Source organism: Marisediminitalea lipolytica (assembly GCF_001758465.1).
Taxonomy (GTDB): domain Bacteria; phylum Pseudomonadota; class Gammaproteobacteria; order Enterobacterales; family Alteromonadaceae; genus Alteromonas; species Alteromonas lipolytica.
Genome location: NZ_MJIC01000006.1, coordinates 105,668 through 120,725, shown reverse-complemented (window position 1 = coordinate 120,725; position 15,058 = coordinate 105,668). Strand labels below are relative to the sequence as shown.

At 48.2% G+C, this 15,058-nt stretch carries 11 protein-coding genes; 4 read left to right on the top strand and 7 right to left on the bottom strand.

What is annotated here, in order from left to right; all coding sequences use genetic code 11:
* Window positions 1-125: 125 nt before the first annotated feature.
* Window positions 126-1,328, bottom strand: a complete 1,203-nt coding sequence (locus tag BFC17_RS03465) for a cytochrome P450 (protein WP_070175072.1) — start codon at window positions 1,326-1,328, stop codon at window positions 126-128.
* Window positions 1,329-1,821: 493 nt separating this feature from the next.
* On the opposite strand from BFC17_RS03465, the gene zntR reads away from it, so the two are divergent.
* Genes zntR through BFC17_RS03450 form a run of 3 tightly spaced genes read left to right on the top strand, consistent with a single transcriptional unit; the run spans window position 1,822 to window position 3,706 of the window.
* The gene (zntR, locus tag BFC17_RS03460) at window positions 1,822-2,244 is read left to right on the top strand and encodes a Zn(2+)-responsive transcriptional regulator (RefSeq protein ID WP_070175071.1); all 423 of its coding nucleotides are present in this window, start codon (window positions 1,822-1,824) and stop codon (window positions 2,242-2,244) included.
* Window positions 2,241-3,491: an SO_0444 family Cu/Zn efflux transporter gene (locus BFC17_RS03455; RefSeq protein ID WP_070175070.1), complete on the top strand. Its 1,251-nt coding sequence runs from the start codon at window positions 2,241-2,243 to the stop codon at window positions 3,489-3,491. Before zntR ends, BFC17_RS03455 begins: the two co-directional genes overlap by 4 nt.
* Before the next feature lie 56 nt (window positions 3,492-3,547).
* Complete coding sequence (locus BFC17_RS03450; protein ID WP_070175125.1) at window positions 3,548-3,706, top strand: YqaE/Pmp3 family membrane protein; 159 nt, start codon at window positions 3,548-3,550, stop codon at window positions 3,704-3,706.
* On the opposite strand, the gene BFC17_RS03445 is transcribed toward BFC17_RS03450, so the two are convergent.
* The 5 genes from BFC17_RS03445 to BFC17_RS03425 form a co-directional block, all read right to left on the bottom strand.
* Window positions 3,696-5,246 carry a tryptophan halogenase family protein gene (locus tag BFC17_RS03445; protein WP_070175069.1) on the bottom strand — a complete coding sequence of 517 codons (1,551 nt, stop codon included), beginning with the start codon at window positions 5,244-5,246 and terminating at the stop codon, window positions 3,696-3,698. The genes BFC17_RS03450 and BFC17_RS03445 overlap by 11 nt on opposite strands.
* Before the next feature lie 4 nt (window positions 5,247-5,250).
* Window positions 5,251-6,753 carry a tryptophan halogenase family protein gene (locus tag BFC17_RS03440; protein ID WP_070175068.1) on the bottom strand — a complete coding sequence of 501 codons (1,503 nt, stop codon included), beginning with the start codon at window positions 6,751-6,753 and terminating at the stop codon, window positions 5,251-5,253.
* 14 nt (window positions 6,754-6,767) lie between these two features.
* Entirely contained in the window at window positions 6,768-7,793 is a 1,026-nt protein-coding gene (locus BFC17_RS03435; protein ID WP_070175067.1) for a cupin-like domain-containing protein, read from the bottom strand.
* 24 nt (window positions 7,794-7,817) lie between these two features.
* Complete coding sequence (locus BFC17_RS03430) at window positions 7,818-8,537, bottom strand: SapC family protein (RefSeq protein ID WP_070175066.1); 720 nt, start codon at window positions 8,535-8,537, stop codon at window positions 7,818-7,820.
* A gap of 158 nt (window positions 8,538-8,695) precedes the next feature.
* Entirely contained in the window at window positions 8,696-11,788 is a 3,093-nt protein-coding gene (locus tag BFC17_RS03425; protein WP_070175065.1) for a TonB-dependent receptor, read from the bottom strand.
* Between the two features lie 784 nt (window positions 11,789-12,572).
* Between BFC17_RS03425 and BFC17_RS03420 the strand changes: the two genes are divergently transcribed.
* A complete protein-coding gene (locus BFC17_RS03420; protein ID WP_175439521.1) occupies window positions 12,573-13,628 on the top strand; it encodes an ROK family transcriptional regulator in 1,056 nt (351 codons plus the stop codon).
* Window positions 13,629-13,631: 3 nt separating this feature from the next.
* Here the strand turns inward: BFC17_RS03420 and BFC17_RS03415 are convergent, their stop codons facing one another.
* Window positions 13,632-15,008, bottom strand: coding sequence for a GntP family permease (locus BFC17_RS03415; RefSeq protein WP_070175063.1), 1,377 nt, complete (start codon window positions 15,006-15,008; stop codon window positions 13,632-13,634).
* Window positions 15,009-15,058 lie beyond the last annotated feature (50 nt).

Genomic DNA, 15,058 nt, shown 5'->3' with positions numbered 1-15,058 from the left:
ATCCGATATCAGCGACCGATATCGGATTTTTTTACTGCCTGGTTAATTACTATGGCCAACAGGCAACAACGTTCAGGGGCTGCGCATCCGCCCCTCATTATTCTGTGCTGCAGACCATTAAGGTATTATGCAGGCTCAAATACCATAGGCAATGCTTTATGACTATTGCCCGGGTAACGCAGTCGACGTAATTCAACATCGTCCTGTAAACGGAATGACTTTGTCCGCTTAAGAATTTCTTCAAGGGCGACACGTAGTTCCAGTTTAGCCAGCGGCATTCCCAGACAAACATGCGGACCCGTTCCCCAAATCAAATGCGGGGCACGTTTTGCGTCGATATCAATCTCAGTTGGATTTTCAAAGACTTCCGGATCGCGGTTTGCGCCCAGGTACATCATGTTTACCGTGTCACCAGGGCATAATTTACGGCCATTCAGCTCAACTTCCTCTTTCATGAAGCGAGGCATAGCGACCAGTGGACCGTCAACACGCAATATTTCTTCTGACGCACGGGGGATAAGACTCGGATCTGCGCGCAACCGCGCCTGCATATCCTGATCGATAGCAAGGTGATACATTACATTGCTGATAGATGCTGTGGTTGTGCCGTGTCCGGCATGTAAAAGCAGGCGCAAAATGCCGGTTATAATCGCATCATCAAGGGGTTTACCGGCTTTCTCCTGCTCCAGTAACCAGCTGGAAATGTCTTCTTCCGGCTTAATACGACGAGCACGCACAACATCCATGATGTAGGCATCCCACTTGGTATTAACCTCTTTGAGCATCTCCATATCACCACGCACACGTGCCCGCTCATTGGTGGTTGTCCACTCTTTAATTAACCGCCAGTCATTAGCATCCCACCCCAGTAAACGACACAAAGACTGTACTGGATAAGGATCTGAGTATTCAGCAACCGCATCAGCGCTTCCTTTGGCAATAATGTTATCAGCAAGTTCTATCGCCAGTTCGCGACTGGAAGGTTCAAACTCCTTCATCCGCTTCATCGAAAAATACGGATTCATCATAATCCGGTAATCTTTGTGCGCCGGAGAATCAAGACGCAAAGGAATAGCAGGCGCCTCGCCTTTTTCTTTTATAAACTGTTGAATTTCTTCAACGGTACCAACACCACTGCTGTACGCATCAACATTGCGGCTGGCCTCTACCACATCCTTGTAACTAAATAATGACCAGCCCAAAAACTCACTGTACGCAACCGGGCATTTAGCCCGCATCTCATCAGCGACTTCGATTTGATGATCGATGGCATATTCATCACGGGGATTCCAATCGACAGGACACTTCTGCTTTTGCTCTTCAGACATTTCATTTTCCTCCAGGCCAACTATTTCAAATGCTGTGTTATTGCAACGTACTTACCGGTAATCCACCAAAGCAAAATAAAGCTTTACCGCCACCCTGGAATACTTTTACGGCATCAACCGCGGCCAGAATCGTGCTTAACACTCATTCGCAAAGAATATAATTTTAACCAAATATTTACAATATTTGTATGCGTACAATACTAATTTTATTTTCTTTGGCAAGGAATATTTCTTAAATTACATATAATTGAGGAAAAATAAATTTCATGAAAAATAAAAAAAGTAACAGTATTAACATTCAACGTTAATGAAAAGGCAGATAAAAAAGTGAGGCAGGATAGCGATGACTACCATTCGCCAGTACTGATTTGTGCAATAAATAGCGTTCAGCGCCTTGCATTACGAATATCTTGCCGTGATACACGCTTTAACAGGAGGGAAATTATTTGCTAAGCTTGACTCTGGAGCTAACTCCAGGGTTTACACTACCAGTATGAAGACAAAACACTATAAAATTGGGCAGCTGGCCAGCCTCACCGGATTAACGGTGGATACCGTTCGTTTTTACGAAAACAAAGGCCTGGTGCAGGCCTCTCATCGCTCAGACGGCGGTTATCGGTTATTCTCCACCGATGATTTGGCCCGCCTGCAATTTATTAAACGGGCAAAAGCCGTTGGCTTTACCTTAGATGAAATCAGTGAGCTGCTTGAGTTGCGCTTACATCCCGATGACCATACCTGTGAAGAAGTGAAACAAGTCACCGCTCGCAAGGTTAAGGAGCTCGACGCAAAGATAGCTGAGCTGGAAAAAATACGTTTATCTTTACAGACCCTGCATAAAGCATGCTGTGGCGGACCCGAAAGTGCCCAGCATTGCTCAATATTACACGCGTTAGACTCTATGGAGGCATCATGAGTGACATTACGTTGTTAGCCGAAAACTTTGTGCTGCTGTTTATGGAGTCAGCCCCGTGGTTGTTACTGGGTTTGCTGGTAGCTGGTGTTATGCACGAGTTAGTGCCCATCAGCCTGCTGCAAAAACATATGGGTAGCTCAGGTCCGGCTGCTATCGGCAAGGCCGCGGTGATTGGTGCGCCACTGCCCTTATGTTCATGTGGCGTGATCCCGGCGGCCGTTGGCTTGCGTCGAAGCGGCGCTTCGCGACCGGCAACCGTCTCGTTTCTGGTTGCAACACCGGAGACCGGCGTTGATTCGGTTTCGGTATCCTACGCCTTACTGGGCCCGCTGTTTGCTATCGTGCGCCCATTCTGTGCCATCATCAGTGCGGTCTATGCAGGCATGATGGTTCGCCTGTTTGCTGAACAGGATACACCGTCAGCTGCGGCTTCAGAAAACAGCAGCCATCCTGCATCCTCTTCCTGTTGTAGCACTTCTGCTACTGCGCCTGAAAAGGTCTCATCCTGCTGCGACAGTAAATCAACCCAGGTACCGCAGCAGAAGGCTGAGCCAACTTCCTCATGTTGTGCCAGCAAAACACAGCAACCTGACGTCTCTTCACAGGCTTCCTCCTGTTGCGGTACCAACAGTGAACCAGCGCCAGCTGATAAGTCGCCCTCGCTGGCCGCAAAAACACTCGCCATCTGGCAATTCTCCACTGGTAAGTTGTTAATTGATATCAGCATCTGGCTGTTGATTGGTCTGGCGCTGGCGGCTGCAATTCAAACCTGGGTACCCACAGACTTTTTAACCCGTTGGGGCGATGGCTTGCTGGCTATGCTGGTGATGGCCGTTATTGGCATTCCCATGTATATCTGTGCAACCGCATCAACGCCGCTGGCTGTAGGCTTTCTTAGTGCTGGTCTTTCTCCCGGTGCTGTACTTGTGTTCTTACTGGCTGGCCCGGCTACCAATATTTCAACCATGGGTATGATTGCCAAAGAAATGGGTAAACGAACCCTGGTGCTGTACATTATCAGTGTAATGAGCGCCAGTATTTTGCTTGGCTATGGCCTGAATTTACTGGTGTCGCAGTTTGACCTGCAAGGTTGGATCACCCTTGGCCAGTCTGCTCACGAGCATGGTGAAGTTTCGCCCGTATACGCATTGTGTGCCGTCATTCTTGGTGCGCTCATGCTGAGAAACGGCTGGCATGCACTACAGCAAAAATTCAGTAAGTCCTCAGCGGCCAGCTGCTGCCATTAAACCCTGGCAGGTACTTTGCAACATCCATGGTTTTCACTACAAATAAGGTCAAAACCATGGATATTTTACGTATTTTATTGTCAATTTTACTGCCCCCGCTGGGTGTGTTCCTACAGGTGGGCATTGGTCCGCAATTTTGGATAAACATCCTGCTAACCCTGTTGGGTTATATTCCGGGGATCGTGCATGCAGTGTACATTATTGCTAAGCGCTAGCCGCGGTTAAACGGCTGAGGTAGTGCCGGTTAGTGGGTAACTGGCTTAACAGTTTGTCACCGTTGTGTATAAACTCGCGTCGAATTCGTTCGATAATGGGTTGTCTCAGGCTGGTTACACCGCCACCTTGCCAGGATGCTGAACGAAACCCCATGCCATAGAGCACATATTGCTTACTCGCAGAGGAAAACAACTCCTGACGCAGATTGGTTTCAAGCAAACCGGGCGGCTGGCTTTGCCACAGCAGTAACGCATCTTTTAATGTCTCCGGCCAGGTCGAAGGATCGGCGTGGGCCTGCCAGTAAGGCGTATCCCGACGACTGCTCAGCACATAATGCAATTTGATAAAATCAATTATTTCGGTCCAGCGTTCACAGGTCATGGTGTTGTAACGCTTTGCCAGCACCTGCATCGCCGCTGGCGTCCGGGGCAGCTGCTCGGCTATCCATTCTGCGGATTTTTCAATTAACACCAGTGCTGTTGCCTCTAAGGGTTCAACAAATCCCGCTGACACACCAACAGCGACACAGTTATTTATCCAGAATGACTGCCGGTGACCGGGATCAAAACGGATAGTCCTGGGTGTATGTCCTCCCTGATTTAACGATTTGTCCGCGCTAATGTAAGCCAGGAGCGCATCGGCAGCCTGGGTTTCGGTGGTCAGCTCGCTGGCAAATACATGGCCGATACCGCGCCGCGGTTGCAAGGCAATATCCCAAATCCAGCCATGTGGTTTGGCAGTAGCCACCGTACACGAAGCAATCGGGGTTTGCTCGTCAACATGGCTGACCTGAGCGGCAACCGCCGTATCATTAAACAAAACATGCCGTTTAGAGACAAAGGGCACCTGATAGTGCTGACCGATTAAGCGGGCACTAAAACCTGAACAATCAATAAACAAATCGCCACTTAAAGACTCACCTTCGGTAAGTTCTATCGCGGCAATGTCACCGTTAGGATGACTACTTACCCCGGCAACATGAGCGCTTTTATAAATAACCCCAAGCTGCTCTGTACAGTGACTATGCAGTAACGCCACAAACTTGTCTGCGCTCAGATGATAGCCATAGTTAAAGTTATAAGCGTATTCCGGCAACTGTGGCATTTTAGGGGCCAGATCCCGTTCGCAAGCGCTGCCCTGGGCACAAACCCAGCTTTCAAAGTCACCGGGACATCCCTGTTCGTGCCAGGCATCGGCAAGGCTTACCGCGCCGTAACCGGCTGGCGCAGTGAACGGATGATAGTAATAGTCACTGCCACCCTGTTGCCAGCCCACAAATTTCGACGCTTGCTTAAAACTGGCATCACAGCAGGTTAAAAATTGCTTTTCAGCGATCCCCAGCAAACGCAAGGTATCGCGCATGGTTGGCCAGGTTCCCTCACCTACGCCAAGATTTTTCACTTCCGGAGATTCAACCAGAACGATCTCTGTGCGGCTATGCTCACCTTTTAACGGATTTTTGGCTGCAATAATACCAGCCGTTAACCAACCGGCTGTGCCGCCGCCCACAATAACAACCCGCGTGATCTTGTCCTGCATGGTGTTAACCCTGTTTTACCTGCTCATTGGCCGGACAATACTGTGCAATAAACTCACTGTGCGAAGGCAGTTGATTGAGCACAGAATTAATCGATTGCTTAAAAGCCGCGAGTTGCTGTTGTAAATTTGCTGTGGGCAACATGCGACTGGCTCCATGATGCTGCGCTGGCCTTAAGCCCTGCCCCATCATTACCTGTACCCAGGAATCCACCCGGAAAAGTGACACATCATCCGGCCACACATAGCCATTTTGCGCGAATATCGCCATACGGTGCGCCAGAGGTTCAGGGATTTCCATGGTCCGGTAGTGATTCCAGAAGTCACTGTCATCCCGCTGAGTCAGGTGATAATGCAGAACAATAAAGTCCCTGATGGTCTCCAGTTCTTTTTGCGTTTCACGATTATATTGCTCGGCCAGCAGTTCATGTTCTGCAGTAAAAGGAAACAGCTTCATCAGTCGAATTAAAGCCGTAGTCACCAGGTGAATACTGGTAGATTCGAGCGGTTCTAAAAAGCCGCTGGCCAGGCCAATTGCGATACAGTTTTTGTGCCACGCTTTTTGCCGTCGACCGGTTTTAAATTTCAGGTAACGGGGTTCGGTTAAGATTTCGCCCTGCAAATTGCTCTTAAGCGTCGCCAGTGCCTCTTCGTCACTTAAAAACTGACTGCTGTAAACGATGCCGTTACCCACCCTTGATTGCAGTGGAATACGCCACTGCCAGCCAGCCTTATGCGCTGTGGCAATGGTGTAGGGTTTAGCAGGTTCAACAGAAGCTGTCTGCACAGCAATGGCGCGGTCCGCCGCCAGCCAGTGACTCCAGTCTTCGTAACCAACATCCAGATGTTCCGAAATTAGTAATCCCCGAAAGCCGGTACAATCAATAAACACGTCGCCTTTTATGTACAGGTCGGAATCTAAGCCCAAACCGGTTAAATTACCGCTTTGGGGATCAATATCCACGGTTTTAATTTTACCTTCACAGCGTTTTACGCCAGCGGCTTCAGACTTAGCCCGCAAATACCCTGCATAGGCGGTTGCATCCAGATGATAAGCAAAATTAAGCGCTTTATTGCCGACTTTGGTGGCAAACTTATTTTGTCTGGCCGCTTTGAGTTCCAGGCAGTACTCATCGAGACTGTCTTGCTGACCATTAGCGACCGCCTCCATCCAGAATTCATGAAATTCGGCCATCCACGAGCGCTGACCGATTTCGCCGAAGGAGTGAATATAGCTGTCGCCCTGATTAGCCCAGTTATTAAACTGAATGCCCAGCTTAAACGTGGCATTGGTAGCGGCCATAAATTCCCGCTCATCTATGCCCATTAACCGGTGAAAGTTACACATGGTTGGAATGGTTGCTTCACCTACCCCAACTGTACCAATCTGGTCAGACTCCACCAACGTGATATCCAGTACGTTACCTAAACGGGTTACCAGACTAAATGCGGTCAGCCAACCGGCAGTACCGCCACCGGCAACAACAACTCGAGTCTTATTTTGCGCCATCAGTTTACGCCTATCTATCGGTTAAGGTTGTTCAGTAACATTGCCCGCAAACGCCGGGCAGAAAGTTCATCCATGCTGGCCAGTGGTCCATGACATTGCTGCGGCAGATGCTCGGTAACCTTGTCGGCATCCCCAAATACATAGTAGTCAAACAGCGCACGCCAGGCGGCTTTTTCCTGAGCCGGTTTGTCACGCAGGGTTAACATCCCGTGCATCAGCACATCCATTGGGTTCCCCAGGTAACGCTCGGCTGTCATCCACCAGAAATTAACCATCACGTTAAAACGGTCGAATGCGCGTACTTCGTGCCACCACATACTCGGATAATACAGTCCGTCACCCGGTTCCAGATCAGCAATATAAGCATTTTCAAGGGCCGTTTGTAATCGTGGAAATTTGCTCAGGTCGGGTTCGTCCAGATTTGCCACTGTGACCACCTGACCGCCAGGCGTTGGACTCAACGGGCCCGGATAGAGATTTTCCACCTGCTCTGGCGGAAACAAGGTAAAACGACGTTTACCCAATACACAGCATGCAATGTTTTTAGGCTGATCAAAATGGGCAGCGGCCACCGACTCTGTACCTATCCAGATTTTCGGCACCGGCAGGTTGTTGGTAAATTCGGCATGCTCAAAGCTTAGCGTATTAGCCTGGTGTAAAGCCGGTAAGCCCTGATCGAAGCGTAACGAATTAATATACAAATATTCGTGCTGCTCAGCCGTAAAGTCGGCTTTAATTTTTGCCAGCACATCGCTGAGTCTGGCTTTTTCGCTCTGATAGTTAAAACCAGTGCAGGTCTCGTTGTACCCAAAACGGGCGTTTATGTCAGAAGGCGCCCGATAAACCAGCAGCGGATGACCGGTGTCATGCTCGGTTAGCATGGCCATGGCCTGCTCGCGGGATTGCTGACCGGCCTTAACCAAAGGCCAGTCTTTCACCAGCCCTTTTAAAATAACGGGTTTGTTTAAGGCAAAAAGATCGTCAAACGGAATGTTGTCCGGTGATATGCCGTCTAACACAAGTACCTGATTGGCGGTCATGGTAATGCGTCCTTTTAAGTAGTATTACAGCATGGCTGAATTAGCGTTTTTCAGTTCAATAAGGCGCTGGAAATTACCCATGGAAGACAGAATAAAATACAGCGGGCCAAGCATACCGTACTGGCTTAACTTGCTGAGTTGATCCCCCGCAAGACTGCTGAGTTTTTGTTGATTGATCGTATAATAGTTATTCAGATTGACCTGCTCGACGTTACTGAGCTTAAGCTGAATGGATACTGGCTCCAGTAATTCCATCTCTTCAATCAGGGTGAATAACGTGTGATTGTACTGAGCACCACTTTCGATGGTTTGCAGCGCTTTTTTTACATACTGCAAATACTCTGACTCACCGCCCATAGGCATAAATACGGCTTCGCCGGTTGCCGAGTTAACCCGTTCGTCATCCATATCAATGCAAATTTTCGGGTCTACCGGTTCACCGTTATCGTTTTTACTGTAACCAATACTAAACGGCCCTCGAGCTAACAGCGCAGGCACATATCTTGTTGTCCAGCCATTGTCACCGATAAACAGATTTTCGTCTTTAGATAAACCAAGGATTGCGTGCAGTTGCAGTGCAGCCTCTTCATCCCCACGGTATATCAGGATTGGATATTCTTTTTGTAGTTCGTTTATTTCCGATGCATAAATCTGGCATCGGTTAACCTGTTCAGTTACCCCGCCGCTTACCGCAATCTTTAAGTCGGCGTGATCCACATTATTTAAAACGCTAATGTTAGACATAAGAAAATTCGCTAAATAGCTTTAAGAAGAATTTGTCAGTCTGCATCCTACCGCTGATAACAGGCAAATGCTAACCAGAATGGTACTCTCTGATATGAGAGAGTTCAGATAAATGCCTGACCGGCACCGAAGGCACCGGTCAGGTTTTTACACAACGCTTAGAACGTGTAACGTGCGTTAAGTACGTAACGTCTGTCAAGTTCCTGGATAAAGAACGTGTTGTTGTAGCTACGGCCATACTGACGCTGACCTTCTTCAGTCAGGTTGATGATGTCCATGCTCACGGTCAGATTTTCGCTGAACTCGTAACTTACGTTAACATCCACTTGCTCGTACTCGTCGATAAACAGCGGGTTACGAACCGAAGAAACGCCACGGTTTACTTCGCTCAGGAACGCATCACGCCAGTTGTAAGCAATACGAGCAGACAGCCCCTCATTTTCGTAAATCAGAACCAGGTTAGCACTGTCAGACAAACCTTCCAAAGCGAACTGGTCAAGGGCCGGATCGGCGCCTACATCATAACCGATATCACCGTCTACGATGGTGAAGTTAGCCTGATAACCAAAGCCTGACTCACCAAAGAAGTGCTGCCATGCTAACTCGTAACCAGAAATACGGGCACTTTGGTTGTTAACCGGCTGAGTAACCTCAAACTGCATTTGCGGATCACCGGCAACAGGACCAACACTGTAGTTAGAGAATACGTCATCAGCAAACGCCTGACCTTCCTGGAAGTCGTCCGCACCATTCGGGAACGCGTCCGGGTTAGACAACAGTGCTGTCATGGTGAAGTAGTTACGCTCAGTCACTTCGATACCACGGGCTTCCAGTTCAGAAATCGCATCAGCAGATACGGTACCTGGTGCACCTGATGTCGCATCAAGTAAACCAAACAGGTTCTGAGATACCTGTTGAGTACCAACAAAGTTATCTACGTCTTTACGGTAGTAACCCACAGACACCATGCTCGACTCACCGTAGTAATACTCCAGTGACACGTCAAAGTTGTTTGACTCTAATGGATCCAGCTGGGCGTTACCACGGCTACCAGAGCCCTGACCACCTAAGTAAGTCGGACGACTTGGCGCGCCAATACTGGTAGCAGTGTACATTTGGTTGTAAGCCGGACGAGCCAGCGTCATGCTGTAAGAGAAACGGGCTTTCAGATCATCAGTTAAGTTTACTGACAAATCGATGTTTGGCAGCAGGCTCTCGTAAGAGTGCTTTTGTGCCAGTGCATCAGTACCGTTACCTAACTGGATGCGGAAGTCATTATCAGACAACCAGATGATTTGCTCTGGTACAGATTGCAGTGAGATTGACTCAACGTCAGTCTTCTCATAGCGCAGACCCACAACCAGGTTAGCTTCAAATCCACCGATTTCGCCGTCCATAGTCGCCATACCATACACCGAGAAGATATCTTCTTTAACGGTGTTGTTGTCAGACGCTACCGCAGGCAGCTGGCCAGGTGTATAGCCATAAAGAGGCGCTACTGCTTCTAACAGTTGTACCGCATTGCCAACAAAAGACACACTGCCCAGCGGAATAGTGCTTGCACCCGCAGGTACCGCAATAGCGTCAGCACCGGCAACACCGCTCATGTCGTGATCTTCAAAGGCACAAGAGGTACAACCCACTTCCAGCAGACCTTCCGGAATGTATTGAGGACCTACATCCGCAACACCCCAGCCACCCAGCTGCGCTTCAGTTTCGTAGCGAACCTGTTCCATTTCAGTGCTCAGATAGCCTACACCAAAATCAAGTTTGATATCAGAACCCTGATCCCAGGTACCATCTAAACGGAACTGATCAACGTCTGAAGTCTGGTCAGAAGAAATAGCACGGGTAACCTGAGGACCTACATCCGGCACATCAAAGATACCATTTCCGTTTCCTTTAATGAAATTGCCATCGGCATCTTGTGCATAATCATCAACAACGATGCTTGCCTGAGGCATTCTGCTGCCAAAGTCTACTGTTTGCCAGCCAGCAGTTGCACCCGCTACGTTAAAGCGAATAACGTTTTTACCGTATGGACCAGCGCCGCCTGAACTCGCTTGTGCTTTAGAAGCATCAAAACGCAGGTTTAATGAATCAGATGCCCACCAATCAACATTAAAGCCGAATGATTTCAGTTCGTCCTTCGCACCCATTACCAGGTTCTGGAAGAAGAAATCTTTACCGCCATCAATGTCTTCAGTGAAGCGAATTGGCGTAGCTACTACCGGGTTTCCGTCAAATTCCATATCCGTGAACTGACGAGCAAACCAGATGCCATCAACCACTGAAGTAGAGGTTATTTCGTTGCTCGCGTAAGTGGCATCAGCGGTGATGGTCATATCATCACTTACCGCGTACTGCACGGTTAACATACCGTTGATACGTTCGCGGTTATCTTCGTTTACACCCAGACCCAGGTTAGTTGGCATTGCCACCAGCTGACCTTGTGTTGGCGCATTAGTAACATTAGCACCCTCAACCAGACCGAATGTGCCCGGCGAGTTTACATCCCAGTTATACAGCTGGAACTGTTCAACACTCATGTGACGGCTACCAGAGTCACGCTCCTGATATGAACCGAACAGAGACACACCAAATTTCCCGTCGTCATTAACCCAGTTGGCTACGCCGCTCACTTCTGGCGTTACGCCATCGCCGCTTTCGTCTCTAACCGCTTTAACACCGATTGACCCACGGTTATCACCTTGGGCCAGTGGCTTTAAGGTATTGATATTGATTGTCGCACCAATACCACCTGATGGTACTGCCGCACGACCTGTCTTATAAACTTCGATACCGCTAACACCTTCCGAAGCCAGGTTCGAGAAGTCGAATGAACGGGTGGTGCCTGATGCGCCCTGATCTAACGGGTTACCCGTGATCGATGCAACGTTAGCTGCCGGCATTTGACGTCCGTTCAGAGTGATCAGGTTAAAGTTACCGCCAAAACCCCGTACGGTAACTTCAGAACCTTCACCGTTTACACGGTTAATCGAAACACCGGTAATACGCTGTAGTGATTCGGCCAGGTTAGTATCCGGGAATTTACCCATATCTTCAGCAGAGATGGCATCAACAACACCAGTAGACTGACGCTTTACGTTCATTGATTGTGACAAACTGCCACGCACGCCGCGCACTTCGATCTTTTCTACTGATTCCGCTTGTTGTGCCTGAACGCCTGTGGCGACCATCACATACAGTGCCCCGGAGACAGCAGTTGCTAGCTTGCTTTTATAAAACATAATTTGGTTTCCAATGAGATTAACACTTTTTTAATTATTTGCGCCAAAGAGCTTCGTTGTAGCTATCTGTTACCCAACCGATATAAATTCAACGTCAGGCCGAATAAACTTGCCTGGCTCTTAGCGCAGTGCTAAATCCAACACGGCTCTCTCAATCCGTATTGAACGATTACAACCGGAGATTCAGGTTAACCAGTTGTAACGCCGTATATGTATAGTTACATTTTCGTAACAATGCAAGCTTTTTGTAAAGCGACTTAACTAATTGATAATATTTTACACTCATTTATACAACTGGTGTGATCCTTGCTTTGCTTAAACGGGGCTTTTTTAGCCAAAATCGCCGCAGATTTAGCCGTCAAAACAAACAAAGCTGCTGAATAGTGACCATCATTTTTCTGAATATAATGGTTGGAATTAATCGAATTTTCCAAGAAAAGGACAATTCAAAAATAATTGAATTTATATTTTTTAATTTAATATCAATAGATTATTGATATGCGTCAGTGTTGATCCGTGGTGAAAGTTTGTAAAATTGTAAATTATCTGCCTCAATAAAGACGAAGCAAGGAGGATGCACCAGGAAAAGTGCAAAAAGCTTTTTCAGTTTTTAAAAAGCAGGTATATTAACAAAACATTTAGCAACCAAATATTAACAGGTTACTAACCTGGTGATTTGTTACCCTTAAAAATAATAATCAAACTGAACACAGCAGTTGATCAATGTGTTAAAAAAATAATGAAGCAAGCAGACACCCTACAACAAAACAACGGATTGGCTTTAATGACTGACAGGCAATTTTTCCATTGCCTGAAAGAAAACGGGCCCATGACCCGGGCTGCTATTGCCAAGAAAACCGGCATCTCCCGACCCACTATTTCAGAATCGGCACAGCGCCTTGAAAAAGCAGGTATGGTTGTGGAGACCACACGCAAGTCAAAAAACAAACAAGGCCGGGCCGGCGTTATTTACGAAGTAAATGCCAGTAAAGGCCTGACCTTAGCCATCGCTATCGACGTAAAACAGATCCAACTGCGGTTAACCGATTTATCGCTTAAAGTCATCCGCGATCAGTGCTTTTACATTGACCCCGGCTGGCAGCAAGAAGAACTCGCGCAGGCGATTTTGCGCTTTATTCGCATGGCAATTCAGGACCAGAACTCTCCCCTGCTGGCCATAGGCGTCTCGGTGGCTGTGCCAGTAAATTATCTGACAGGCGAAATACTGGCTCTGCCCTATTCCAAATTCAGTATTATCCATGGCATAAATTTTAAGCAATTATTCCAGCAAAATTTTGACTGTCCGGTGACCCTGGACAACGATGTGAACTGGGCAACCCTGGCAGAAAAGAGCCTGGGTATTGCCAAACACGTGTCTGATTTTGTGTTCATTTATTTTGGTGAAGGTATTGGTGCGGGTATTTTTCTGGATAATCACCTGATGCGAGGAGCTGCTGGTATTTCCGGCGAAATCGGGCATATCATGCTGGGAAAAAACGAAAACCTGCAGGATTTTGTCACTAATCAAAAACTACCAGAAGCGCTGGAGGAAGGCGCTGATTTAACGGGTCATCTGGCGATTTGTCAGATTGCCAGCACTCTGGCCACCATCGCAGCGGTGGTAAACCCAAAAATGTTTGTGCTGGGCGGCCCAATGACCAAATACCCGCAGTTTATTCCAGCCATCATTAATGAGATTCAGCCGATGCTGTTTAACAAGGTCAGTTTTGTGCCCAGTAATGCGCCGAATTACGCCCCGCTGAACGGCGTACAGGCTGGCACTTACGAGCTGGCGCTGACCTCATTTGGCTTGCCAACCCCACCAGAACCAACGCTCTGACTGTTATCCTAAGGCGCTCAGTATGAGCGCCAGTACAAAAGCAATAGATCCCAGCAAGGTTTCCATCACGGTCCATGTTTTCAGTGTGGTTTTCTCATCCATTTGTAACAGGCGTGACACCAGCCAAAAGCCCGAATCATTAAAATGCGACAGTACTGTGGCACCGCCAGCAATGGCGATAACAATACAACATAAATCCACAGCAGAAAGGCCCGGCGCCTGCGCCACAACCGGAGCCATAAGCGCAGCCGTGGTAGTTAGCGCGACCGTTGCAGAGCCCTGGGCAACACGCAGGCACACCGACATAACAAAAGCGGCGATGATCACTGGTAAGCCAGTATCAACCAGTAGCTGGGCAAAGGCATCGCCAATGCCGCCAGCTCTTAATACGCCGCCAAACATACCACCGGCACCAGTCACTAAAATAACCGAACACAACGGACCAAGGGCGTCGTTACATAAAGATTCCAACTGCTGGCGGCTAAACTGACGCCGAAACAGAAAAAACGCCATCAGCAAAGTCAGTAATAACGCCACTGGCGTTTTACCCAGCAGTCGTAAGCCCGACCAGACCCCGTCATCATCGCTAAGTATGCCCGCAACCTGCAGCGTATGAATCACCGTATCCAGACAAATTAAGCTAAAGGGTAATAACAAAATCAGTATTACCCGGCTAAAGGATGGGCTATTTGCCTGTGCTCTGGGTTCAGGCGCCTCACTGAACCATTCAGGTAACGGGATAACAAACCGTTTACCCGCATACAAAGCAAATAAATAACCCCCAAGATACCAGCTTGGAATGGCGATAGCGGTTCCGATAATCAACAATAAACCCAGGTTGGCGCCAAGGAGGTCAGCCGCCGCTACGGGACCAGGATGCGGCGGTACAAAAGCATGCATTACGGCGAAGGCACCGGCGGCGGGTAGCACGGTTAACAAGGAAGATTGCTTAAGACGTCGCGCCACACTTAATAAAATGGGCATCATCACAATTAAGCCGGCATCAAAAAAGATGGGAAAACCAAACAGTAACGAGGTAATACCCAGTGCCAGAGGCGCACGTTCAAGGCCGAATAAGCTAATCATTCGATTAGCCAGCACACCAGCGCCACCACTGCTTTCCAACAATTTACCAATCATGCCACCCAGCCCCACCAACAGGGCTACCGCAGCTAAGGTAGAGCCAAAACCCTGTAACATTACCGGTAACACTTGCGTAGCGTCTACGCCAGTTATCAAGGCGGTTATAAAACTTACCGTAATCAATGCGATAAGTGCATGTACCCGGGCCACAATTATGAGTCCCATAAGCAATAACACCATTGTCAGGCCGGTAAACAAGAGCACTAAATTGTCAGTCTGATTGCTCGCAAAATCCATGCATTCTCGATCTCATTAAAATTGTTAATTCACACCAGCCCATTTACCGG